At 70.1% G+C, this 24305-nt stretch carries 19 protein-coding genes and 1 pseudogene; 15 read left to right on the forward strand and 5 right to left on the reverse strand.

The window, feature by feature from the left end; all coding sequences use genetic code 11:
* Positions 1 to 204: 204 nt before the first annotated feature.
* Both ISO16_RS09475 and ISO16_RS09480 read left to right on the forward strand, forming a co-directional pair.
* Positions 205 to 636: an ATP-binding protein gene (locus ISO16_RS09475; RefSeq protein WP_029545248.1), complete on the forward strand. Its 432-nt coding sequence runs from the start codon at positions 205 to 207 to the stop codon at positions 634 to 636.
* A complete protein-coding gene (locus ISO16_RS09480; protein WP_006946451.1) occupies positions 633 to 1430 on the forward strand; it encodes a SigB/SigF/SigG family RNA polymerase sigma factor in 798 nt (265 codons plus the stop codon). Before ISO16_RS09475 ends, ISO16_RS09480 begins: the two co-directional genes overlap by 4 nt.
* Before the next feature lie 22 nt (positions 1431 to 1452).
* Here ISO16_RS09480 and ISO16_RS09485 read toward each other — a convergent pair whose 3' ends face one another.
* From ISO16_RS09485 to aceA, 5 genes are all read right to left on the reverse strand, one after another.
* Entirely contained in the window at positions 1453 to 1719 is a 267-nt protein-coding gene (locus ISO16_RS09485; RefSeq protein ID WP_006946450.1) for a DUF4235 domain-containing protein, read from the reverse strand.
* A gap of 70 nt (positions 1720 to 1789) precedes the next feature.
* Positions 1790 to 2830 (reverse strand): NAD(P)-dependent alcohol dehydrogenase, encoded by a 1041-nt coding sequence (locus ISO16_RS09490; RefSeq protein WP_072635803.1) that lies wholly within the window; start codon positions 2828 to 2830, stop codon positions 1790 to 1792.
* An 84-nt stretch (positions 2831 to 2914) separates the two neighbouring features.
* Positions 2915 to 5200 (reverse strand): 5-methyltetrahydropteroyltriglutamate--homocysteine S-methyltransferase, encoded by a 2286-nt coding sequence (metE, locus tag ISO16_RS09495; RefSeq protein ID WP_006932986.1) that lies wholly within the window; start codon positions 5198 to 5200, stop codon positions 2915 to 2917.
* A 108-nt stretch (positions 5201 to 5308) separates the two neighbouring features.
* Positions 5309 to 6205 carry a 3-hydroxybutyryl-CoA dehydrogenase gene (locus ISO16_RS09500; protein ID WP_006932984.1) on the reverse strand — a complete coding sequence of 299 codons (897 nt, stop codon included), beginning with the start codon at positions 6203 to 6205 and terminating at the stop codon, positions 5309 to 5311.
* A 120-nt stretch (positions 6206 to 6325) separates the two neighbouring features.
* Complete coding sequence (gene aceA, locus ISO16_RS09505; protein WP_006932982.1) at positions 6326 to 7615, reverse strand: isocitrate lyase; 1290 nt, start codon at positions 7613 to 7615, stop codon at positions 6326 to 6328.
* Positions 7616 to 8148: 533 nt separating this feature from the next.
* Here aceA and ISO16_RS09510 point away from each other — a divergent pair.
* The 13 genes and pseudogenes from ISO16_RS09510 to atzF all read left to right on the forward strand — a co-directional run bounded on the left by ISO16_RS09510 (position 8149) and on the right by atzF (position 24290).
* Positions 8149 to 9297, forward strand: coding sequence for a globin domain-containing protein (locus tag ISO16_RS09510; RefSeq protein ID WP_029545254.1), 1149 nt, complete (start codon positions 8149 to 8151; stop codon positions 9295 to 9297).
* 59 nt (positions 9298 to 9356) lie between these two features.
* Positions 9357 to 10769 carry an acetate metabolism transcriptional regulator RamB gene (ramB, locus tag ISO16_RS09515; protein ID WP_072635804.1) on the forward strand — a complete coding sequence of 471 codons (1413 nt, stop codon included), beginning with the start codon at positions 9357 to 9359 and terminating at the stop codon, positions 10767 to 10769.
* 189 nt (positions 10770 to 10958) lie between these two features.
* Positions 10959 to 11872, forward strand: a pseudogene (locus ISO16_RS09520) (hypothetical protein).
* A gap of 262 nt (positions 11873 to 12134) precedes the next feature.
* On the forward strand, positions 12135 to 13403 hold the full coding sequence (gene urtA / locus ISO16_RS09525; RefSeq protein ID WP_006932975.1) for an urea ABC transporter substrate-binding protein: 1269 nt from the start codon (positions 12135 to 12137) through the stop codon (positions 13401 to 13403).
* Between the two features lie 37 nt (positions 13404 to 13440).
* On the forward strand, positions 13441 to 14325 hold the full coding sequence (urtB, locus tag ISO16_RS09530) for an urea ABC transporter permease subunit UrtB (protein WP_006932965.1): 885 nt from the start codon (positions 13441 to 13443) through the stop codon (positions 14323 to 14325).
* A complete protein-coding gene (gene urtC / locus ISO16_RS09535; RefSeq protein ID WP_051446196.1) occupies positions 14325 to 15443 on the forward strand; it encodes an urea ABC transporter permease subunit UrtC in 1119 nt (372 codons plus the stop codon). Before urtB ends, urtC begins: the two co-directional genes overlap by 1 nt.
* A complete protein-coding gene (gene urtD / locus ISO16_RS09540; protein ID WP_006932961.1) occupies positions 15440 to 16222 on the forward strand; it encodes an urea ABC transporter ATP-binding protein UrtD in 783 nt (260 codons plus the stop codon). Before urtC ends, urtD begins: the two co-directional genes overlap by 4 nt.
* A 1-nt stretch (position 16223) precedes the next feature.
* Positions 16224 to 16916: an urea ABC transporter ATP-binding subunit UrtE gene (gene urtE / locus ISO16_RS09545; protein WP_006932959.1), complete on the forward strand. Its 693-nt coding sequence runs from the start codon at positions 16224 to 16226 to the stop codon at positions 16914 to 16916.
* Positions 16916 to 17605, forward strand: a complete 690-nt coding sequence (locus ISO16_RS09550; RefSeq protein ID WP_006932958.1) for a GntR family transcriptional regulator — start codon at positions 16916 to 16918, stop codon at positions 17603 to 17605. The genes urtE and ISO16_RS09550 overlap by 1 nt, the downstream gene beginning before the upstream one ends.
* 5 nt (positions 17606 to 17610) lie before the next feature.
* On the forward strand, positions 17611 to 18141 hold the full coding sequence (locus ISO16_RS09555) for a carboxymuconolactone decarboxylase family protein (RefSeq protein WP_072635805.1): 531 nt from the start codon (positions 17611 to 17613) through the stop codon (positions 18139 to 18141).
* 70 nt (positions 18142 to 18211) lie between these two features.
* Positions 18212 to 18907, forward strand: a complete 696-nt coding sequence (locus tag ISO16_RS09560; protein ID WP_029545262.1) for a GntR family transcriptional regulator — start codon at positions 18212 to 18214, stop codon at positions 18905 to 18907.
* A 53-nt stretch (positions 18908 to 18960) separates the two neighbouring features.
* Positions 18961 to 22566, forward strand: a complete 3606-nt coding sequence (uca, locus tag ISO16_RS09565; RefSeq protein ID WP_072635806.1) for an urea carboxylase — start codon at positions 18961 to 18963, stop codon at positions 22564 to 22566.
* Positions 22563 to 24290 carry an allophanate hydrolase gene (atzF, locus tag ISO16_RS09570; RefSeq protein WP_072635807.1) on the forward strand — a complete coding sequence of 576 codons (1728 nt, stop codon included), beginning with the start codon at positions 22563 to 22565 and terminating at the stop codon, positions 24288 to 24290. The genes uca and atzF overlap by 4 nt, the downstream gene beginning before the upstream one ends.
* The last annotated feature ends 15 nt before the right edge of the window (positions 24291 to 24305 follow it).

Here is a 24305-nt window from a genome sequence, read left to right on the forward strand (position 1 = left end):
GCGCCTCCGAGTCAGGCTGTGTGCTCAACCTCACCCATACCCTACGGCAGCCCCTGCGGCACCGCAAAGGGCGGATCGACCTGGCGCGGCGCCGCCCCGGCGGCGCGCGTTTCCGCATGATTGAGAACCCCGCGCCGCGGGTAGTCTCGCCAGGAACCCCCGCTCGCCCGGGCCCCCACCTGCCGCAACGGAGAAACGACACACATGGCGAACACGGCATCGATCGACTCGGCCCTCGAACGCACCCACCCCGTAGTGGAGTTGCGGGTACGGGCGGAACCAGGCCAGCTCCCCGTCCTGCGCGCGGTCGCTGCCGCCATCGCTCTGCAGCAGGGCTTCGACCTCGACGCGGTGGCCGACGTCAAGCTCGCGATCGACGAGGCGGGCACCCGGCTGATCACCCGGGCCCCGCAGGGCGCAACGTTGTCGTGCCGGTTCCAGGCCATGCCGCCGGCACTGCGGATCAGCGCGTCCGCTCCGACGGTGGACGGCGGACTGACGGCGGACTCGCGGACCTTCGGCTGGCATGTGCTCAACGCACTCGCCGACTCGGTCGAGGTGAACGTGGACGAATCCGACGAGGGCTCCGTCACCACGATCGACGTGTCCCTGACCGACAGCAGCGCTGTTCTGTGACGGGGACCGGCGCCCAACGGCGCAGCGGCCGAGCCGCCGACGAATACGCCGACGTCATCCCCCTCTTCGAGGAAATGGTGACGTTCGACGAGGACGATCCCGCGCGCGGAGTCTTGCGGGACAGCCTGGTCGAACGATGCCTGCCCCTCGCGGAACACATCGCCCGCCGGTTCGACGGCCGCGGCGAGGCATTCGACGACCTCCTGCAGGTCGCCCGCCTCGGCCTGGTCAACGCCGTGGACCGTTTCGACCCCGAGCGGGGCTCGGACTTCGTGTCCTTCGCGGTTCCGACCATCATGGGCGAGGTGCGCCGGCACTTCCGCGACGCCGGTTGGGCGGTGCGGGTGCCGCGCCGGATGAAGGAGATGCATCTGGCGCTGAGCAAGGCAACCGGGGAACTGTCACAGCGCCTGGGCCGCGCCCCCACGGCTGCCGAACTCGCCGCCGAGCTGGACCTCGACCCGGAGGAGGTGGCGGAGGGCCTCGTCGCCGGCAACGCATACCAGGCGGTCTCGGTCGACCGTCCGGCCCCGGCCGGGGACGACGGCGTCACCCTGGCGGACACTCTCGGCGACTACGACGCCGCGCTCGCGCACGTGGAGAACCACGAGGCACTGCGCCCGTTGCTGGCTGCGCTGCCGGAACGTGAGCGCACGGTCGTGCTGCTGCGGTTCTTCGGGAACATGACCCAGACCCAGATCGCCGAACGTGTCGGCGTGTCCCAGATGCACGTGTCCCGGCTGCTGACGAAAACCCTCGCCCAGCTGCGCGAACAACTGGGCGAGGGTTTCTAGGACCCGCAGGCCCCGGGCGTCGTCATTCCTTCCCGGGCCAGGTGCCGGTGACGCGGCGGAAGCCCACCGCGCTCGCGCGGTTCGCCGCCGCGCTCACCGCACCGAAGATCGCTCCCTGCACGGCGGCGGAGACCAGCACCTCCCGCCACCCGAAGCGGCTGTCCATGGCCTCCGGCGGATCGTCCTGGCCGGCGCCGAGCGCCCACACCTTCCTGAACACCATGCCGGCGGCAACGCCCGCCAGGGAACTCACCACGAGGCTCACGGGCCGGTACAACGCCTTCTTCACATTTCCTCCACGTCTCGAGATACGTGGCGGGAGTACCCGGCCGCCGCGGTCTCACACCTGCCCGCCCGGCTCAGATGGTGGCGGCGTCGATCACGAACCGATAGCGCACGTCGCTCGCGACGACGCGGTCGTACGCCTCGTTGATCCGGTCGGCCGAGACGACCTCGATCTCCGCGCCGATGCCGTGCTCGGCGCAGAAGTCGAGCATCTCCTGCGTCTGCGGGATGCCGCCGACCATGGAACCGGCGAGGCTGCGCCGGTTCTGCGCGAGCGAGAACGCTCGGACCGTGAGAGGGTGTTCGGGCAGGCCCAGCTCGACGAGGGTGCCGTTGCGGGCGAGCAGCGACAGGTAGGCATCCAGGTCGAGGTTCACCGAAACGGTGTTGACGATCAGGTCGAACGTGCCCCGCAGATCCTTGAAGGTCTGCGGATCGGTCGTTACGCGGTAGTCGACGGCACCGAAGCGCAGCCCGTCCTCCCGCTTGGCCGGCGAGTGCCCCAGCACGGTCACCTCGGCACCCATCGCCGCGGCGATCTTCACGCCGACGTGGCCGAGCCCGCCCATCCCGATCACGGCGACCTTCCTGCCCGGTCCGGCGCCCCAGTGCCGGAGCGGGGAGAACAGGGTGATGCCCGCGCAGAGCAGCGGCGCCGCGGCGTCGAGCGCAAGACCGTCGGGGATCTTCAGGACGAAGTGCTCGGTGACGACGATGTGGGTGGAGTAGCCGCCCTGGGTCACCTCGCCGTCGCGGCCGACGGCGTTGTAGGTGCCGGTGACCCGGTTGGTGCAGTACTGCTCGTCGCCGCTGGTGCAGGCCTCACACGCGAGGCACGAGTCGACGAAGCAGCCGACGCCGACGCGATCGCCGACGGCATGCCTGGTCACCTCGGCGCCGACGGCGGTCACCACCCCGACGATCTCGTGCCCGGGAACGACGGGGTAGCGGGTGCCGCCCCACTCGTTGCGGGCGGTGTGGATGTCGGAATGGCAGATCCCGGCGTACCTGATCTCGATGAGCACGTCGAGCGGACCGAGCTCACGCCGCTCGATGGTGGTCTTGACGAGGGGGCTGTCCGCCGCGGTGGCGGCGTACGCAGCAACGGTAGTCATGCAGACATGCCTACCGGCCGGCGACACGACGCGCACCCGCGGGGGCTGTCCGCGGGTGCGCGTCGACGGGCGCGGCCTGCCGGCCTACTGCCCGGCCGCGCGTCGCCGAAGACGACGTGCGGCGGCGACGAGGTTGCGCAGCGACGGCTCGAGCTGCCAGTAGTGCCGGGTCTTGAGCCCGCCGTCCGGATTCGCCCACAAGCGGTCGAGTTCGACGGATTCCGCTGCGGTGCTGAGCAGTTCGTCGAGTTCGTCGATGTCGGGGATGCGCGCCGATCGGCTCTCGTAGACGCCGGGGCCGACACCGTGTGTGAGGGCCTTGTCCTTGATGGCCTCGAGCACCCAGCGGATCGAGCGGGTCGCGACGATCGCCGTGACGTCCGCGTCGAGCCGTTCGATCGCGTCGACCACCGACGCCTGACCGGAGTAGGTCAGGTGCGTGTGGATCTGCGTCTCGGGCTTGGCGCCCCCGGTCGCGAGCCGGAACGCGTCGACCGCCCAGTCCAGGTACTCGGCCCGGCCGTCCTGCCGCAACGGCAGCAGCTCCCGGATGGCGGGCTCGTCGACCTGGATGATGGCGATGCCCGCCCGCTCGAGGTCGGCGATCTCGTCGCGGATGGCGAGCGCCAACTGGTCGGCCGTCTCGTGCAGGGGCTGGTCCTGACGCACATACGACCGCGCCAGCATCGTGACCGGGCCCGTGAGCATGCCCTTGACCGGCTTGTCGGTCAGCGACTGCGCGAACGCGATCCACTCCACCGTCATCGGCTTCGGCCGCACGATGTCGCCGTAGAGGATCGGCGGGCGCGTGCACCGCGACCCGTACGCCTGCACCCAGCCGAAGTGCGTCGTGGCGAAGCCCTCGAGCAGCTCGGCGAAGTACTGGATCATATCGTTGCGCTCGTGCTCACCGTGGACGAGCACGTCGAGGCCGATGTCCTCCTGCAGCCGGACGGTGGACTCGATCTCCTCCTGGATGCGCTTGACGTAGTCGTCCCACGACATGCGGCCCTCGCCCAGCTCGTAGCGGGCCTTGCGGATCTCGTCCGTCTGCGGGAACGACCCCAGCGTGGTCGCCGGCACCGGCGGCAGCTTCAGCCGCTCCTGCTGCGCGGCGCGCCGCTCCTCGTACGGGACGCGGCGCCGGTGCTCGGGCCGCAGGGCGTTGACGCGGGCGCGGATCGCGTGCTTCTGCTTGAAGTGCACCGACGTCGGCGGCTTGCGCCACCGCTCCTCCGCGCCGGTGGTCAGCGCCTTGGCGAGCGAGACCACCTCGCCCACCTTCTGCTTGGCGAAGGCCAGCCGGTCCGCCACGTCGCCGGGGATGTCGTACTCGGCGAGCACGTCGTAGGGCACGTGCAGCAGCGAGCACGACGTGGAGACCACCAGGTCGGGCGTCACGGCCGCGAGGCTGCTCAGGTACTCGAGCGTGCGGTGCCGGTCGGCCTTCCACACGTTGCGGCCGTCGACGACCCCCGCGTAGATGCGCTTGCGCTTGAGGCCGGGCACCGCGGCCAGCTCCTCCGCGCTCATCCGGCCGTTGACCAGGTCGAGACCGATGGCCTCGACCTTGGTGGCGGCCAGGATGGGCAACGCCTCGCCGAGGTGACCGTAGGGGCCGGTGACGAGGAGGCGCGGGCGCAGCGGCGCGTGGGAGAGCGTGTCGTAGGCGCGCGCGAAGGCCGCGAGCTCCTCCGGGGTGCGGTCCTCGGTGAAGGAGGGCTCGTCGAGCTGCACGCACCAGGCGCCGGCGCGCGCGAGCTCCGCGAACAGCTTCTCGTACTCGGGCAGCAGCCGGTCGAGCAGCTCGAGGGTGGAGAACCCGTCCTGCTCCGACGTCTGCGAGACCTTGGACAGCAGCAGCAGCGACACCGGACCGAGTACGACCGGGCGCAGGTCGATGCCGCGGGCCTTGGCGCGCTCGAACTCGTCGAGCACCGCCGCCGAGTTCAGCGCGAAGGTGGTGTTCTCGTCGAGCTCGGGCTGCCGGTAGTGGTAGTTGCTGCCGAACCAGCGGACCAGCTCGAGCGGCGGGAAGTCCTCGCGGCCCCGGCACAGCGTGAAGTAGAAGTCGAGCGGGTCGAGCTCGCCGACGAGCGGGCGGAACCGCTCGGGGATCGCACCGAACAGCAGCGCGTTGTCGAGCACGTGATCGTAGTAGGAGAACGTGTTACCGGGCACCTGGGTGAGCCCGGTGGCGGCGAGCTCGCTCCAGGTGGACTCCTGGATCTCGCGGGCCACCGCGACGAGCTCGTCGCGGGTCCCGGTGCCGTGCCAGTAGGCCTCGAGGGCACGCTTGAGTTCACGACGGGGTCCGATGCGCGGATACCCGAGGATGCTCGAGCCGTATCCGTCTGCAGTGCTGGCCATTCGGGGTCGACCTTTCCCTCGATGCACCTCGCGCCCGTGTCCCGACAGTCAGCGCGACGGCTGTGCTGTCGGCACACGGGCGCCGAGGTGCGGTGTGGTGCTACCTACCTAGCTGACTTTCTTGGCGGCACGACCGTTGTCGGCATATTCGTAGAAGCCGGCGCCCGACTTCTTGCCGACGAGGCCGGCCTCGACCATACGCAGCAGGAGCGGCGGAGCCGAGTACAGCGGCTCCTTGAACTCCCCGTACATCGAGTCGGCGATCGACTTGACCGTGTCCAGGCCCACCAGATCGGTGAGCGCGAGCGGACCCATCGGGTGGGCACACCCGAGGACCATCGCCTTGTCGATGTCCTCCTTGGTGGCAAAGCCGGACTCGACCATCCGGATCGCCGACAGCAGGTAGGGCACGAGAAGCGCGTTGGCGATGAAGCCGGCCCGGTCGGAGGACCGGACGACCTGCTTGCCGAGCACCTCGGAGGCGAAGGCCTCCGCGCGCTGGGAGACCGCGGGGCCGGTCTTGAGCGTGGTGACCAGCTCGACCAGCGGCAGCACCGGAACCGGATTGAAGAAGTGCATGCCGATGACCCGCTCGGGCCGGGTGGTGGCGATGCCCAGCTTCATGATCGGGATCGACGAGGTGTTGGACGCCAGCACCGCGTTCGGATCCGTGACGATCTTGTCGAGTTCCGCGAAGATCTCGGCCTTGACCTTCTCGTCCTCGACGACCGCCTCCACGACGAGCTGGCGATCGGCGAAGTCGCCGAGGTCGGAGGTGAAGCGCAGCCGCCAGGCGGCCTGCTCACGCTCCCGTTCGGTGATCTTGCCGCTGCTGACACCGCGGTCGAGGGACCGGAGGATGCGGGCACGCCCGGCAGCCGCGAGCTCGCGGGTCTGCTCGTACACAAGTACGTCGACATGAGCGCGTGCGCACACCTCGGCGATACCTGCGCCCATGATCCCGGCGCCGATCACGCCGACGCGCTGAATCTTTTCGCTGGTCACGTCAGCTCCTACTCGTCATGTGGGGGGTCGTGAAAGGGGTTATGACAGGGGGTGGATACGGCGGCGGCGGGACCTGGTCGTCCGAGATCCCGCCGCGCACCTACATCCGGTTGCCGGTTCCTAGTGGAACTGGCCCTCCTCGGTGGAGCCCTTGAGGGCTGCCGTGGAGGTGTTCGGGTCGACGGTGGTGGCGATGGCGTCGAAGTAGCCGGCGCCGACCTCACGCTGGTGCTTGACGGCGGTGAAGCCACGCTCCGCGGCGGCCTTGAACTCGCGCTCCTGCAGGTCGACGAACGCGGTCATCCCCTGGCGGGCGTAGCCGTGGGCCAGGTCGAACATGCCGTAGTTGAGCGAGTGGAAGCCGGCGAGGGTGATGAACTGGAACTTGAAGCCCATCGCGCCGAGCTCCTTCTGGAACTTCGCGATGGTCGCGTCGTCCAGGTGCGCCTTCCAGTTGAAGGACGGCGAGCAGTTGTAGGCGAGCAGCTGGTCCGGGAACTCGCTGCGGACGGCCTCGGCGAACTTCTTGGCGACCTCGAGGTCCGGCACGCCGGTCTCCATCCAGATCAGATCGGAGTACGGCGCGTAGGCCTTGGCACGCGCGATGCAGGGCTCGATGCCGTTCTTGACGCCGTAGAAGCCCTCGGCGGTGCGGGTGCCGTCGAGGAACTCACGGTCACGCTCGTCGACGTCGGAGGTCAGCAGCGTCGCCGCCTCGGCGTCGGTGCGGGCGATGACGACCGTCGGGACGTCGGCGACGTCGGCCGCGAGGCGAGCCGAGGTCAGGGTGCGGATGTGCTGCTGGGTCGGGATGAGCACCTTGCCACCGAGGTGACCGCACTTCTTCTCCGACGCGAGCTGGTCCTCCCAGTGCGAGCCGGCGACACCGGCCGCGATCATGGCCTTCTGCAGCTCGTAGACGTTGAGCGCGCCACCGAAGCCGGCCTCACCGTCGGCGACGATCGGGGCGAGCCAGTTGTCGACCGAGGTGTCGCCCTCGATCTTGGCGATCTCGTCGGCGCGCAGCAGCGCGTTGTTGATGCGGCGGACGACCTGCGGCACCGAGTTCGCCGGGTACAGCGACTGGTCCGGGTAGGTGTGGCCGGACAGGTTCGCGTCACCGGCGACCTGCCAGCCGGACAGGTAGATGGCCTTGAGGCCGGCGCGGACCTGCTGCACGGCCTGGTTGCCGGTGAGGGCGCCCAGCGAGTTGATGTAGTCCTCGTTGTTCACGAGGTCCCACAGGATCTCCGAGCCGCGGCGGGCGAGGGTGGCTTCCTCGACGACGGTGCCCTGCAGCTTGACGACCTGCTCGGCCGTGTAGTTGCGGGTGATCCCCTTCCAGCGCGGGTTGGTGTCCCAATCCTTCTGGATTTCCTCAGCGGTCCTCGGGGTGCCGGTGGTCGACATCTAAGCTCCACTCTCTAGATCGGATCCGCGCCGAACGCTCTGCAGTACGTGCGTACTACTTCACATCCTTCGCGAACCTTTCGGATGTACCACTCGACAATGACACACCCGGAAAGTGCCGTCTACCTGTTGCTAGTGCCAATCTTCGCTAGTTTTTCCCCAGGCTTTGCAAAGGTTGTAAACCTTTGGCGCGTCCAACGAACCTGACCCGGACCCCGATAGCTACCCGTCGGTAGCAATCACCTCGGCATTGTTCCGCGGCGGGCGCGCCGCCCGGCGGCCGACGACACTGCCCCGCACCCGCGGCCCACCAGCGACGGAGCCGCGGATCACCACGAAGATTGTGACGAGTTTCACACCCGGAGGTCGGGCAAATCGGGAAGTCGCCCCGGTCGAATCGGGGGTCGGCCAGGATCGCTCGACTACCATGTGCGCGTTGACCAGTCGGGGCCGGTCACGCCGCTCGGGCGTGCCCACTCCCCACTCGCACACGAGTCGAGGAGGGCGCCATCCTTTCCGCCACGTCGAAGCCGGTGATCGAGGCCACCCTCCCGGTCGTCGGCGCCCACATCGGCCAGATCTCCGAACTGTTCTACGAAAAGCTCTTCGCAGCCGCGCCGTCGCTGCGGACCGACCTGTTCAACCGCACCAACCAGGAGAACCGGGAGCAGCAGAAGGCGCTCGCGAGCTCGGTCGCCGCCTTCGCGACGCTGCTCGTCACCGAGGACGCCGCCGACATCGACGCAATCATGGCCCGGATCGCCGCCAAGCACGCCTCGCTCGGCGTCCAGGCCCCCCACTACGACGTGGTCCGGCACCAGCTGTTCGCCGCGATCGGCGAGGTGCTCGGCGACGCGGTCACCCCCGACGTCGCCGCGGCCTGGCGCGAGGTCTACACGCTGATGGCCAACTCGCTCATCGAGCAGGAGTCGGCACTCTACGACAAGGCCGGCGTCCGGCCCGGTCAGATCTGGCGCGTCGTCGTGGTCACCGACGTCCAGTTCGACGGCGCGGAGGTCGCGACCCTGACCCTGCGCTCCCTCGACGGCAGCCCGCTTCCGGATTTCCTTCCCGGACAGTACATCTCCGTCGCGACCACCCTGGGAGACGGCACCCGGCAGATCCGCCAGTACACCCTCGTGCGCAGCCACGTCCCGGGGGAGTGGGCCGTCACCGTCAAGCGGGTCCCGGGCGGGATCGTCTCCCAGCTCCTCGTCGGCGGCGTCGGCATCGGCACCGAACTCGTCGTCTCGCATCCGTTCGGCAGCCTCGTCGTCGAGGACGCCGACGCTCCCCTGGTGCTGATCTCCGCCGGCATCGGCGTCACCCCGACGCTCGCGGCGCTGCAGCACCTGGCGGCGCACCGCTCCGAGCGCGAGGTCCTGGTCGTGCACGTCGACCGGTCCAGCTACGACCATGCGCGGCGCGCCGAGACGCAGGCCCTGGTCGACCGTCTGCCGCGGGCCCGCATGCTGACCCGCTACTCCGAGTTCGAAGAGCTCCGCGAGGACGGCCACACCCCGCTCGACGGGGTCGAGCTGCCGAAGGATCCGCAGGTGTACGTGTGCGGTCCCGTCCCGTTCATGCGGTCGATCCGGCAGACGTTGCTCGGCGCGGGAGTATCGCCCGACGCCGTCCACTACGAGGCCTTCGCGCCGGGGTCCTGGCTGGGACTCGAGTAGAGCGCTAACGTTGCGAACCTGTCGTTGCGAAGCTGCGTAGACGCTCGTACGCTGGGCTGATGCCAAAGACGTTCGTCGGCGCCCGCCTGCGCCAGCTGCGCACCGAGCGGGGACTCAGCCAAGCGGCGCTGGCCAAGACCCTGGAGATCTCGGCCAGCTACCTCAACCAGATCGAGCACGACGTGCGGCCGCTCACCGTACCGGTCCTGCTGCGCATCAGCGAGGTCTTCGGTGTCGACACCACGTTCTTCTCGTCCCAGGACGACACCCGGCTCATCGCCGAGATGCGGGAGGTGGCCCTCGATCAGGAGATGGGCATCGACGCCGACGCCCAGGAGATCGCCGCGATGGTGTCGGCGCACCCCGGGCTGGCGCGGGCCATGGTCAACATGCACCGGCGGTTCCGCAACACCACCGCCCAGCTCGCCGCCGCCACCGAGGACCGCTACAGCGACGGCAGCGGCAGCGGCACCATCACCATGCCGCACGAAGAGGTCCGCGACTACTTCTACCAGCGGCAGAACTACCTGCACGATCTCGACACCGCCGCCGAGGAACTCGCCACCCGGATCCGCTTCCACCGCGGCGACATCTCCGGCGGCATCATCAAGCGCATGGAGACGGTGCACGACGTACAGCTCGTCCGTCGCGTCGACCTCGGCGAGAACGTCCTGCACCGGTTCGACCCCGCCACGCGCGTCCTCGAGATCTCCGCGCGGCTGTCGGGCGGCCAGCAGGTCTTCAAGCTCGCCACCGAGCTCGCCCACCTCGAGTGCGGGGAGCTGATCGAGAAGCTGGTCGCCGAGGGCGCGTTCACCAGCGAGGCCTCCCTCGCCCTGGCCCGCCACGGCCTCGCCAACTACTTCGCCGCGGCGATCATGCTGCCCTACGCGCAGTTCCACGAGATGGCCGAGGACTTCCGATACGACGTCGAGCGGCTCTCCGCCTTCTACGCCGTCAGCTACGAGACCATCGCCCACCGGATGTCGACCCTGCAGCGGCCGAAGCTGCGCGGCGTGCCGTTCTCGTTCGTCCGCGTCGACCGGGCGGGCAACATGTCCAAGCGCCAGTCCGCCACCGGCTTCCACTTCTCCACCAGCGGCGGGACCTGTCCCCTGTGGAACGTGTACGAGACCTTCGCGTACCCGGGCAAGATCATGACCCAGCTCGCGCAGATGCCCGACGGGCGTCGCTACCTGTGGGTCGCCCGCACGGTCGAGCGCCGCGCCGCCCGCTACGGCCAGCCGTCGAAGACGTTCGCGATCGGCCTCGGCTGCGAGCTGCGCCACGCGCACCGCCTCGTCTACGCCGACGGCCTCGACCTCGACGACAGCAACCCCGGTACCCCCATCGGCTCCGGCTGCCGCGTGTGCGAGCGGCTGAACTGCCCCCAGCGCGCGTTCCCGCCCCTCGGGAAGGAGCTCGTCATCAACGAGCACCAGAGCTCGGTGTCCCCCTACCTCATCAAGTGACACCCGCGCGACGGCCGGACAGCCGCGCGCCCAACCCCCGCTGATTGCCAGGATGGTCGTGAGACACCTCGGGGACGGCGCGGCAGTGCGTCATCGATTTTCTCCACAACCGGACGATCGCTCCCCAGATCCGGTCCGGAGCGCGGAGTTCACGCCGAAGGGCACCTCCGTCGGGGCACCGTGTTCGCCATGACCGACCACACCCCGATCATGCGGCGCGACGCTGTCCGCTCCGGGCTCACCGAGGACGAGATCCGCCGAGCACTGCGCACCGGCGCCCTCGAGCGTCTCGACGCAGGCGTCTACCTGCCCAGGGAGATCGCAGCCGACCGCGACGACGCCGGCCGGTGCCTGGTGCGCGTATGCGCGGCCGCCGCCAAGCTCGGCCCCGAGGCCGTGATGAGCCACACCTCCGTCGCCGTCGTGCACGGGTTCGCTCTGTGGCGTCCGGACCTCACGCTGGTCCACGTCAGTCGGAATCAACCCTCCGGCGGCCGTCGCACCTCCCAACTACACGTGCACGCAACACCTTTCGCACCAAGCGATGTGGAGATCGTGGACGGGATACGGGTGGCCTCGGCGGCGCGCACGATCGTCGACACGGCACGCTGCCTGGATGCCGACCGTGCAGTGGTGCTGGGCGACTCTGCACTGAGGCTGCGGCCTGCGGCCCACGCCGCACTCCCGGCCGCCTTGACAGCAGCCGACACGCGAACCGGAATTGCGGCGGCTCGACGAATGTGCGCATTCCTTGACGGACGAAGCGAGAGTCCGGGCGAGTCGATCAGCCGCATCCGCATTCGGGCGGCAGGTCTGCCCGACCCGGTCCTGCACTTCGAGATACGGACAGCCGGTGGCGCATTCGTCGCGCGCACCGACTTCTTCCGGGAGGAGTTCGGCGTCGTCGCCGAGTTCGACGGCATGGGCAAGTACCGGTCTGCGGACCCGGCGCAAGCGCCGAGACGGTGCGTCGCGAGAAGCTTCGTGAAGACGTGATCCGGGCACAGGGATACGAAGTGGTGCGCTGGACGTGGTCGGAACTCTTCCACTTCGACGACGTTCGTGCGCGAATCGACGCCGCCACCCGTCGTCGCTGGCGGTAGGTCGTCCGGAAACCCGCACGGCGGCAGGACAGCCGCGCGATGAAAGGAGCGCGCCGCTGTCCTGCGGAGGCGCGGATACATCCGGACCTCGGCGTGTGCGCGTTCGGAAATCGAGCCGTAACACGGGTCACGAACTCGTCACCGCAGGACATTCCCATGCAACACCGGCCGCCTACTCTTCGGTCCACGGATACAGCGCTGTATACGCAGCCCGGATACACCGGGCCCCGTCCGGCTCCCACCTTCGAAGAAGGGCACCTCCATGCCAGTTGCCACGTCCAAGTTCGCCAAGCGCGCCGTCGCCGCGCCGGCCGCGCTGGCCGCCGTCGGCCTCGTGCTCAGCGCCTGCGGCAGCAAGGCCACCGACAGTACCGACGCTGCCGGGTCCGCCTCGTGCGTCGACACCTCCGGCGACACGATCAAGGTCGGTTCGCTGAACTCGCTGTCCGGCACCATGGCGATCTCCGAGGTCACGGTGCGTGACTCGATCGCACTGGCCGTCGAGGAGATCAATGCGAACGGCGGCGTTCTCGGCAAGCAGATCCGGATCGTGGCCGAGGACGGCGCGTCGGAGCCGACGGTGTTCGCCGAGAAGGCCGAGAAGCTGATCAGCTCCGACTGTGTGGCCGCGGTGTTCGGTGGGTGGACGTCGTCGAGCCGCAAGGCGATGCTGCCGGTGTTCGAGGACAACAACGCGCTGCTGTACTACCCCGTGCAGTACGAGGGCCTCGAGTCGTCGCCGAACATCTTCTACACCGGCGCGACCACCAACCAGCAGATCGTGCCGGCGCTGGACTACCTGAAGGAGAAGGGCGTCAAGTCCCTCTACCTCGTCGGCAGCGACTACGTCTTCCCGCAGACCGCGAACCGCATCATCCGCGCGTACGCCGAGGCCAACGGCATCGAGATCAAGGGTGAGGACTACACCCCGCTCGGGTCCACCGACTTCTCCACGATCGTCAACAAGGTCCGCACCGCCGACGCGGACGCGGTGTTCAACACCCTCAACGGCGACTCGAACGTCGCCTTCTTCCGCGAGTACTCCAACGTCGGCCTCACCGCTGCCGACATGCCGGTGATCTCGGTGTCGATCGCCGAGGAGGAAGTGGTCGGAATCGGCGCGCAGAACATCACCGGCCAGCTCACCGCCTGGAACTACTACCAGACCGTGGACGGCCCCGAGAACACGGCGTTCGTCGACGCGTACAAGGCGAAGTACGGTGCGAACAAGCCGACCTCCGACCCGATGGAGGCCGCGTACGCGTCGGTGTACCTGTGGAAGAACACCGTCGAGAAGGCGGACTCGTTCGCCGTCGCCGACGTGCAGGCCGCGGCCGACGGCGTCTCGTTCGACGCACCGGAGGGCACCGTCACGATCGACGGGGACAACCACCACATCACCAAGACGGCTCGCATCGGCGAGATCCGGGGCGACGGACTGATCTACACGGTGTGGGAGTCGAACGGGGCGATCGAGCCGGACCCGTACCTCGAGAGCTACGACTGGGCCGCTGGCCTGTCCGGCAGCTGACCACCGTGACCGGGAAGCCGACGAGAAGGGAGGCGACATGGATGTCGTTGTAGGACAGTTGTTCACGGGCCTGAGCATCGGTTCGATCCTGCTGCTGGCGGCGCTGGGCCTGTCGCTGACGTTCGGGCAGATGGGCGTGATCAACATGGCCCACGGCGAGTTCATCATGGCCGGCTCCTACACCGCGTACGTGGTGCAGCAGGTGGTCTCGGCCGCCGGGGTGTCCCTGCTGGTGTCGCTGCTCGTCGGTTTCCTGGTCGGCGGCGTGATGGGGGTGCTGCTCGAGGTCACCCTCATCCGCCGCATGTACCACCGCCCGCTCGACACCCTGCTGGTGACCTTCGGCGTGGGCCTGCTGCTGCAACAGGCCGCCCGCGACATCTTCGGCGCACCCGCCGTCAACGTGGTTGCGCCGCAGTGGCTCTCCGGTGGCGTGGAGATCCTCGGGGCGGTGGTGCCCAGGACCCGGCTGTTCATCCTCGCGCTGGCCGTGGTGTGTGTGGTGATCCTGATCGCGGCGATGAAGTTCACCCCGATGGGCCGGCGCATCCGGGCCGTCGTGCAGAACCGCGATCTCGCCGAGACCGTGGGCATCTCGTCGCGGCGCACCGACATCACCACCTTCTTCCTCGGCTCCGGCCTGGCCGGCCTGGCCGGAGTGGCGCTGACCCTGATCGGCTCCACGAGTCCCACCATCGGCCAGTCCTACCTGATCGACGCGTTCCTGGTGGTCGTCATCGGCGGCCTCGGACGGATCGAGGGCGCCGTCATCGCGGCCGTCGCGCTCGGCCTGCTCAACTCGTTCATCGAATACTCCACCACCGCATCGATCGCGAAGGTGATCGTCTTCGTGCTCATCGTGATCTTCCTGCAGGTCCGGCCGCAGGGCCTGTTCGCGGTCAAGACAAGGAGCCTGGTCTGATGCCTGCCCCGACACGTCTGCCGGCGCTCACCCGACCCGGACCGGCCCGCACGTGGGCCGGGTTCGCCCTCGCCGCACTCGTTCTGTTCGCCCTCGCCCCCGCCGTGCTGTCGGACTTCCGCCTGAACCTGCTCGCGAAGTTCCTGTGCTTCGCGATCGTCGCCGTCGGCATCGGTCTCGCGTGGGGCCGCGGCGGCATGCTCACCCTCGGCCAGGGCGTCTTCTTCGGCCTCGGCGCCTACCTCATGGCGATGCACCTGAAGATCGCCGACGCCGGGCTGCGCGGCGACACCGTCCCGGACTTCATGCAGATCGCCGGCATCCGCGAATTGCCCGGCTACTGGGCGCCGTTCGCCTCTCCGCTGGTGACGATCGTCGCGATCCTGGTGCTGCCCGCCCTGGTGGCGGTGCTGCTCGGGCTCGGCGTGTTCAAACGCCGCGTCAAGGGCGCCTACTTCGCGATCCTGTCCCAGGCCCTGACCGCCGCCTTCGCGATCCTGCTGATCGGCCAGCAGTCGATCGGAGGATCGAACGGGCTCAACCGCTTCCGCAGCTTCTTCGGCCTGTCCCTCGCCGACCCAGCCAACAAGCGGATGCTGTTCTTCGTCGCCGCGGGCGTCCTGCTATCCGTCGTCGCGCTCACCCGGCAGCTGATGTTCTCCCGCTACGGCGAGCTGCTCGTGGCCGTGCGCGACCAGGAGGAGCGGGTCCGCTTCCTCGGCTACGACCCCGCCAACGTCAAGGTCGTCGCCTACGCCGCGGCGGCCTTCTTCGCCGGCATCGCCGGGGCGCTGTTCGTGCCCATCGTCGGCATCATCTCCCCCGCCGATGTCGGCATCGTCCCCTCCATCGCATTCCTCATCGGCGTCGCCATCGGCGGACGCACGACCCTGCTCGGCCCGGTCCTCGGCGCCATCGGCGTCGCGTGGGCCCAGACCGCCCTGTCGGAGAACTTCCCCTCCGCGTGGACCTACGCCCAGGGCCTGCTGTTCATCGTCGTCATCGGGTTCTTCCCCGCCGGCCTGGCCGGGCTGGCGACGTTGCGCCGGCGACGCACCCGCACCGGCCCGGCGCAGCCGATTCCCGAACCGACCACGACGATGGAGCCGGTGAGATGACCGAACCCCACTACGGCGGCAACGCCGGCATGTCCAGCGAGTACCTCGAGATCCGCGACCTGCGGGTCAGCTTCGACGGCTTCACCGCCGTCGACGGGGTGGACCTGACCCTGTTGCAGGGCGACCTGCGCTTCCTCATCGGCCCCAACGGCGCCGGCAAGACCACCCTCGTCGACGCCGTCACCGGCCTGGTGCCGGCCACCGGGTCGGTCACCAAGTCCGGCATCGAACTGCTCGGCAAGAAGGTGCACAAGATCGCCCGCCTCGGTGTGGGCCGCACCTTCCAGACCGCGTCGGTGTTCGAACAACTCACCGTGCTGCAGAACCTCGACATCGCCGCCGGCTCCGGCCGCTCCCCGTGGTCGCTGCTGCGCCGCCGCACGACGGTGCTGCCGCAGATCGAGGAAGCCCTCGAGACGATCGGCCTGACCGACCTGCGCGACGTGCCCGCCGGCATCCTCGCGCACGGGCAGAAGCAGTGGCTCGAGATCGGCATGCTGCTCGTGCAGAACTCCGACGTGCTGCTGCTCGACGAGCCGGTCGCCGGGATGAGCCACGACGAACGCGAGGAGACCGGCCAGCTGCTGCGCCGGATCGGGGCGCAGCGCACCGTCGTCGTCGTCGAACACGACATGGACTTCATGCGCGCCTTCGCCACCTCCGTCACCGTCCTGGCCCGGGGCCGGGTCATCGCCGACGGCACCGTCGAAGAGGTGCAGAACAACCCCCAGGTCCAGGAGGTCTACCTGGGCACCGCGACCGCCGCGCAGGAGGCCTGACATGCTCGAGCTCGTCGACGTGCGCACCGGCTACGGCCGCACCGAGATCATCCACGGGGCCACCCTCACCGTCCCCGCCGACGGGGTCGTCGCCGTCATGGGCCACAACGGGGCCGGCAAGACCACCCTGCTGCGCGCCGCGGTCGGCCTGCTGCCCACCACCTTCGGCCGGATCGTGTTCGACGGCGAGGATGTCACCGCGCTGCGGCCGTCCGCGCGCGTCGCCCGCGGCCTGGCCTACGTCCCCCAGGGACAACAATCCTTCGGCCAGCTCACCTGCGCCGAGAACCTGCAGGTCGTCGCCGACGGGCGCAGACGCGGCAAGCAGCTCGTCGCCGAGATGCTCGACCTGTTCCCCGCCCTCGTGCCGCTGCTGGACCGACGCGCCGGCCTGCTCTCCGGCGGCCAGCGCCAGCAGCTGGCGATCGCCCGCGCCCTGATCACCGAGCCCCGCATGCTCATCCTCGACGAACCCACCGAGGGCATCCAACCGTCGGTCGTCGCCGAGATCGAGAACACCGTCGTCGAACTCAGCCGGCGCGGCGACCTCGGGGTGCTGCTCGTCGAGCAGCACATCGGCTTCGCCCTGCACGCCGCCCAGCGGTACTACGTCCTCGAATCCGGTCGCATCACCGCCACCGGCGACGGCGGCACGGATGCCGCCGGCACCGTCCGCGCGGCCATGGCGATCTGATGAGCACCGGTGGCACGCGGCGCGACCGGGTCTACCGGGCGCTGCGTTCGGACCTGATGACGGGCGTCCTGCCGCCGGACGCACGGCTCGGCGAGGAACGCCTCGCCGAGCAGTACGGGGTCTCCCGCACGCCGGTGCGGGAGGCGCTGGCGCGGCTGGTGTCCGACGGGCTGGTCGAGCGGCGCGAGCAGGGCCTGTTCCCGTACCGGCCGCGCTTCGACGACCTCGCCGATCTGTACGAGCTGCGGACCACGTTGGAGCTGCGCGGGATCCGTCGCGCGCTGGCCGATCCGTCGATCCGGCACGATCCCCACGTGCTCGGCGCCGAGCTCGACCGGTGGTATGCGCTGCGCCGTGACCTGCCCGAGCCGGATGCGGGCTTCGTCGGGCTCGACGAACAGTTCCACCTGGCGTTGCTGGCTTCCGCCGGCAACCCGGCCCTGTGCGACGCGCTGGCCACCGTGAACGCGAAGGTGCGGCCCGTGCGCATGTTCGACTACCTGACGCACGACCGGATCACGGCGACCGTCGACGAGCACATCTGCGTGGCGGAGTCGGTGCTCGCGGGCCGTCTCGAGGACGCCCACGCCCAGCTCCTCGCCCACATCGACACGTCCCGGGCGGTGGTGGTGCAGCGCGCCGAGCAGGCCCGGACGATGGCCCGATTGGCGCGCGCCGTGCGAGACTGACCGGCATGTCACCTCGCATCCGGCCCGGACGGTTCAGGGAGCTCGGCCCGCTCAACTGGGCGGCCTGGCGCGTGCTCTCGACGGTGGCCGGCACGAAGGACGCGCACCTGTTCAGCACCCTGGGCCGCACCGGTGGCCTGTTCCGCGGCTGGCTGCACTACTCCGGGAAGCTCATGCCGTTCGGGCGGTTGCCCCGGTTCGAATCCGAACTGGTCATCCTCCGCGTGGCGCACCTGCGCGAGTGCGGCTACGAGCTGGACCATCACACCCGGCTCGGCCGCCGAGCCGGGATCACGCCGGAGATCCTGCAGCGCGTCCTCGACGGGCCCGGGGCCCCCGGCTGGAGCCCGCGGCACCGGGCGATGCTCGCGGCCGTCGACGAACTGGTCACCACCAGGGACCTCGCCGACGGGACGTGGAAGGCGCTGGCCGCTCACCTCGACGACCGGCGGATGGTCGAATTCTGCCTGCTGGTAGCGCAATACGACGGACTTGCCACCACCATCGGCGTGCTACGCATCGAGCGGGACTTCTGAGAGTTCTTCCTAACCGCCGCTTTACCGCGGGCAATCTCGGCGAAACACGACGTCCATAGCGTATACAGCTATGTCGACACGTACGGATACAGCCACGGCGCAACCGCTCCGGACGCGGGTGTACCGGGAACTGCGCACCGAGCTGATGAACGGCTCGATCCCGGTCGGTGAGCGGCTGACCGAGCCGAAACTGTCCGCGCGCTTCGGCATCTCCCGCACCCCGGTCCGGGAAGCCCTCGCGATGCTGTGCGCGGACGGCCTGCTGCGCCGTGAGGAGTACGGATTCTCGCCGGTGCCGCCGAGCATCCCCCGCATCCGCGACCTCTACGAGCTGCGGATCACCCTGGAACTGCAGGGCATTGCGCGGGCGATCGACAACCCCGATGTGCGGCACGACCGCGCCGCCCTCACCGCCGAACGCGAACGGTGGTTGCGCCTGTCCGCCGACCCGCCGCAGCAGGAACCGGGCTTCGTGGTGCTCGACGAGGAGTTCCACGTCGCACTGCTCGCCGCATCGGGCAACGCGGAACTGGCCGGCTCGCTCGAGTCGGTCAACTCCCGGATCCGGCACGTGCGGATGTACGACTTCATGGTCAACAGCCGGATCGAGACGTCGATCGCCGAGCACCTCGCCATCGTCGACGCCGTGCTCGGCGACGAGCTCGAGCGTGCCCACCGGTTGCTGCACCGGCACATCGGTGAATCCCTCGCGGTGGTGCTCGACCGGGTGACCCGCGCCGTCACCGCGATGTCGTTCGCGCGCTGACATCCGGTTCCGCCCCCATACCTTCCTCTTCCCCGTCACCGAAGGAGCCTGTCGTGACGTTCGCTTTCGACACCCTGCTCGTCGCCAACCGTGGCGAGATCGCCTGCCGGATCATGCGTTCGGCGCACACACTGGGGCTGAAGACCGTCGCCGTGTACTCGGATGCGGACGCGTCCGCCGCCCACGTCGAAATGGCGGACATGGCCGTGCGCCTCGGTCCCGCCCCGGCCGCGGAGTCGTACCTGCGGGCGGATCTGGTGATCGAGGCCGCCCTCGCGACCGGCGCCGGCGCGGTCCACCCCGGGTACGGGTTCCTCTCGGAGAACGCGGAATTCGCGGCCGCCTGCGAGGCGGCCGGCATCGCGTTCATCGGGCCCACGCCCGAGCAGCTGCGGGTCTTCGGCGACAAGCACACCGCTCGCGAGGCGGCGCGCGCCGTCGGCGTCCCGCTCGTCGAGGGCAGCGGCCTGCTCGCGTCCGTCGACGCCGCCGTCGCCGCGGCCGAAACCGTCGGATACCCCGTGATGCTCAAGGCCGTCGGCGGCGGGGGTGGCATCGGCATGCAGGCCTGTCACACCCCCGACGAGCTGCGGGACGCGTACGAGCGGGTGCAGCGCCTCGCGTCCGCGAACTTCTCCTCGTCGGGCGTGTTCCTCGAACGGTTCGTCGCCCACGCCCGCCACATCGAGGTGCAGGTGTTCGGCGACGGCTGCGGCCGCACGATCAGCCTCGGCACGCGCGACTGCTCGCTGCAGCGTCGCAACCAGAAGGTCGTCGAGGAGGCGCCCGCCCCGAACCTGCCCGACGCGGTCGTCGAGGAACTGCTCGCGGCGTCGCGCCGGCTCGCCTCGTCGGTGAGCTACCGCTCCGCCGGCACCGTCGAATTCGTCTACGACGTCGAACGCGGCGAGGCGTCGTTCCTCGAGATGAACACCCGCCTGCAGGTCGAGCACCCGGTCACCGAGGAGGTCACCGGTGTGGACCTGGTCGAGTGGATGCTGCGGCTGGGCCGGGGCGAGACCGAGATGCTCGACGCGCTGCCCGACGGCGGACCGCGGATCACCGGTCACGCCGTGGAGGCGCGCGTGTACGCGGAGGACCCGGGGCACGACTACCGGCCCAGCGCCGGACTGCTCACCGCCGTGGAGTTCCCGGCCCACACCCGCGTCGAGACGTGGGTGGACACCGGCACGGAGGTGAGCTCGTTCTACGATCCGATGCTCGCCAAGATCATCGTGCGCGGCGAGTCCCGGCGCACCGCGTTCGCGGCGCTCGCCGAGGCGCTCGACGACACCCACCTGTACGGCGTGCAGACGAACCTGCCGCAGCTGCGGCGCATCTGCACCGCCGAGCCGGTGCTCGAGGCCGCACACACCACCGCGACGCTGCGGGACGTGCGGGCGACGGGCCACCGCATCGACGTGCTGCGCGCGGGCACCATGACCACGGTGCAGGACTTCCCCGGCCGGATCGGCCTGTGGGAGGTCGGCATTCCGCCGTCGGGCCCGATGGATGACCTGTCGATGCGCGCGGCCAACGGCGCCGTCGGCAACCCGGAGGGGGCACCGGCGCTGGAATGCACGCTGCAGGGCCCACGCCTGAAGTTCTCCGACCCGACGCTCGTGTGCGTCACCGGCGCCCCGGTCGTCGCCACCGTGGACGGGGTGCCCGTGCCGATGTGGGAGCCCGTGGAGGTGCCGGCCGGCGGCGTGCTCGACGTCGGCGCCCCGGCCGAGCAGGGCCTGCGCACCTACGTCGCGGTGCGGGGCGGGCTCGACGCCCCGCGCTACCACGGCAGCGCCGCGACGTTCACCCTCGGCGGCTTCGGCGGCGTCACCGGTAGAGCCTTGGCCACGGGTGATGTGCTCGGCGTGGCGGAGTCGCCCGCCCCTGCCGGCCCGGCACCTGTACCCGTGGACCGTCGCCCGGAGTTCACCCACACGTGGCATCTCGCCGTCACCGAGGGTCCGCAGCCCGCCCCGGCCTACTTCACCGAGGACGACCTGGCCCAGTTCTACGACACCACGTGGACGGTGCAGTCCCACGCGAACCGCACCGGCATCCGCCTGGACGGCCCCAAGCCCACCTGGTCGCGGACGGACGGCGGCGAGGCCGGGCTGCACCCGTCGAACCTGCACGACAACCCCTACTCGGTGGGCGCGCTCAACGTCTCCGGCGACACCCCGATCCTGCTCGGTCCGGACGGCCCGAGCCTGGGCGGGTTCGCGTGCCCGCTCACGGTCGTCTCCGGTCACCGCTGGAAGATGGGGCAGATCCGGCCCGGGGATTCGGTGCGGTTCGTTCCCGTGACCGACGAGGCGGCGGTCGAGCTGCGCGGCGCGGCGGCCCGCGCCCGCGACGTCCCGCCCGTGGCGCGGCCCGCCGCGCTCGACGGCGGCCGGCTGGCCGGTACCCCGGCGTTCCTGGACCGTCCCGAGGTGGTGTACCTGCGCGGCGGCGACGACAACATCCTCGTCGAGTACGGCGACATGGTGCTCGACCTGGGGTTGCGGATGCGGGTGCACGCCCTGTCCGAGGCGCTCGCGGCCGTGCGCCTGCCGGGGATCGTCGACGTCACGCCGGGGGTGCGGTCGCTGCACGTGCACTTCGACCCGGAGGTGCTGCCCCAGCACCGGCTGCTCGGGACCCTGCAGGACCTCGAGACGGAACTGCCGGCCACCCACGATCTGGTAGTGCCCAGCCGCACCGTCCGGCTACCGCTCTCGTTCGACGACCCGTCGATCTCCGAGGCGATCTCCCGCTACCACAGCGGTGTGCGCGACTCGGCGCCGTGGCTGCCGTCGAACACCGAGTTCATCCGGCGCATCAACGGACTCGACTCGGTCGAGCAGGTCCGCGACACGGTGTTCGACGCCGAGTACCTCGTCCTCGGCCTCGGCGACGTGTATCTCGGTGCACCCCTGGCCGTTCCGCTCGATCCCCGGCACCGGCTCGTGACGACGAAGTACAACCCGGCGCGCACGTGGACCCCGTCGGACGCCGTGGGCATCGGCGGGAAGTACCTGTGCGTCTACGGCATGGAGTCCCCCGGCGGCTACCAGCTGATCGGGCGGACGGTGCCGATCTGGTCGGGGTACCGCCAGGCCGGCCCATTCGAGGACGGCAAGCCGTGGCTGTTCCGCTTCTTCGACCGGATCGTGTGGGAACCGGTGAGCCCGGAGCAGCTGCTCGAGTACCGCGCCGCGTCCCTGGCGGGCCGGTTCGACGCCGAGGTCTCCGAGGGCACGTTCGCCCTCGCCGACCACCTGCGGTTCCTGGCGGAGAACGCCGAGTCCATCGACGCGTTCCACGAGCGTCAGTCCGCGGCGTTCGAGACCGAGAAGCAGGCGTGGCACGCGGCCGGTGAGTTCGACCGCACCGAGCCGGCGCCGATCGAGGTGGTCGAGCCCGTCGACCCGCTCGCCGGGATGCCGGCGGGATCGGTCGTCGTCGAGGCCCCCATGGTCGGCAACGTGTGGCGGGTCGAGGTGGCAGAGGGCGAACGGGTCGCCGCCGACGACACCGCCGTCATCCTCGAGGCCATGAAGCTGGAAATGCCCGTGCCGGCAGCCGTCGAGGGGACCGTCCTGAAGGTCCTCGTCGGGCCGGGCGCGAAAGTCGCCCCCGGCACCCCCCTTCTCGTGATCGGAGCAGCATGAGCATCGTTGTGGAAAATGGACTTTCGGCTGCGCCGTCGTCGAGCAGGGCCCGGGCGGAGGCGGCGCTGCGCCGCCTCGGCGAGGTGGACCGGCCCGAGGTGTGGATCGCGCTGCGGCCGGCCGCGGATGTGCTCGCCGACGCCGACGCCGTGGACGCGCGCGTCGCGGCGGGCGAGGACCTGCCGCTCGCGGGCCTGCTCGTGGCGGTGAAGGACAACGTGGACGTCGCCGGACTACCCACCACGGCCGGCTGCCCCGAGTTCGCCTACACCCCCACGGACACCGCGTCGGGCGTCGCGCGCCTCGTCGATGCCGGTGCGGTGATCCTGGGCAAGACCAACCTCGACCAGTTCGCCACCGGACTCGTCGGCACCCGCAGCCCGTACGGGGCGGTGCGCTGTTCCTGGGATCCCGAACGCGTATCGGGCGGATCGAGTTCGGGCTCGGCGACCGCGGTCGCGCTGGGCATCGCGGACATCGGGATCGGCACGGACACCGCGGGATCCGGCCGGGTTCCGGCCGCGCTGCAGGGACTGGTGGGCATCAAGGCCACGCTCGGCGTGATCCCGGCCCACGGCGTGGTGCCGGCGTGCGTGGACTACGACTGCCTCACCGTGTTCGCCACGTCGCTCGACCTGGCCGTGACGGCGGCGAAGGTGATGGCCGGGCCGGAACCGCGCGACCCGCGCTCCCGGAGGTGGCCGTCGGACGTGCCGTTCGCCGCGCCGTCCACGCCGCGTGTGGCGGTGCCGCGCGCGGAGGACCTCGTCGAGTTGTGCGACGAGTATCGAGAGGCGTTCGCGCGCACCGTCGCCGCAGGGCGTGCGGCGGGACTCGACGTGACCGAGGTCGACGTCTCGCCACTGCTGGACGCGGCGACACTGCTCTACGACGGTGCCGTCGTCGCGCAGCGGTACGCGGCCGTCGGAGAGTTCCTGGCGACGAACCCCGCCGGGGCGGATCCGACGGTCGCGGCGATCGTCGCGGCCGCGGAGCGCCCCGCGGCGCACGAACTGGTGGCCGATCTCGACACCCTGACCCAGGCCAAGGCGTTCGCGGCGGACCTCCTCGACGGATTCGCCGGGCTGCTGCTGCCCACGACCACCGAGCATCCCACGATCGCGGCGGTACAGTCCGACCCGATCGGGATCAACCGGCGGATGGGCACATTCACGAACTTCTGCAATCTGCTCGACATGGCCGCGGTCGCGGTACCGGGTGCCTCGACCGCCGAGGGCCATCCCTTCGGGGTGATGGTCGTGGTGCCGGCCTTCGCCGACCAGGTCGCCGTGGATCTCGCGGCGCGGTTGACGGGCGTCGCCGCGCCGGGATTCGCCTCCGGCGGGGTCGAGCTGGCGGTGTTCGGGGCGCACCTGCGCGACCAGCCGTTGCACTTCCAGCTCGAGGAGATCGGTGCCCGGTTCGTCGAGGGGGTCCACACGTCCGACGCGTACCGCCTGACGGCGCTGAACACCACTCCCCCGAAGCCCGGTCTCGTCCGCCACGGCGCCGGCCGGGGCGCGCCGATCGCCGGCGAGGTGTTCCGGGTCTCGGAGGCCGGCCTGGGCCGGTTCCTGGCCGCGCTGCCCGCGCCGATGACGCTGACCAGCGTCGAACTCTCGGACGGGCGGTGGGTCGTCGGATTCGGTTGCACGCACGACGCCGCGGCGGACGCCGTCGACATCACCGAGTTCGGCGGCTGGGTGGCCTACCGGACTCGCTGAATTCCCGCGCTGAAC

It is taken from the genome of Rhodococcus sp. M8 (assembly GCF_015654185.1).
Taxonomy (GTDB): Bacteria; Actinomycetota; Actinomycetes; order Mycobacteriales; family Mycobacteriaceae; genus Rhodococcus; species Rhodococcus aetherivorans.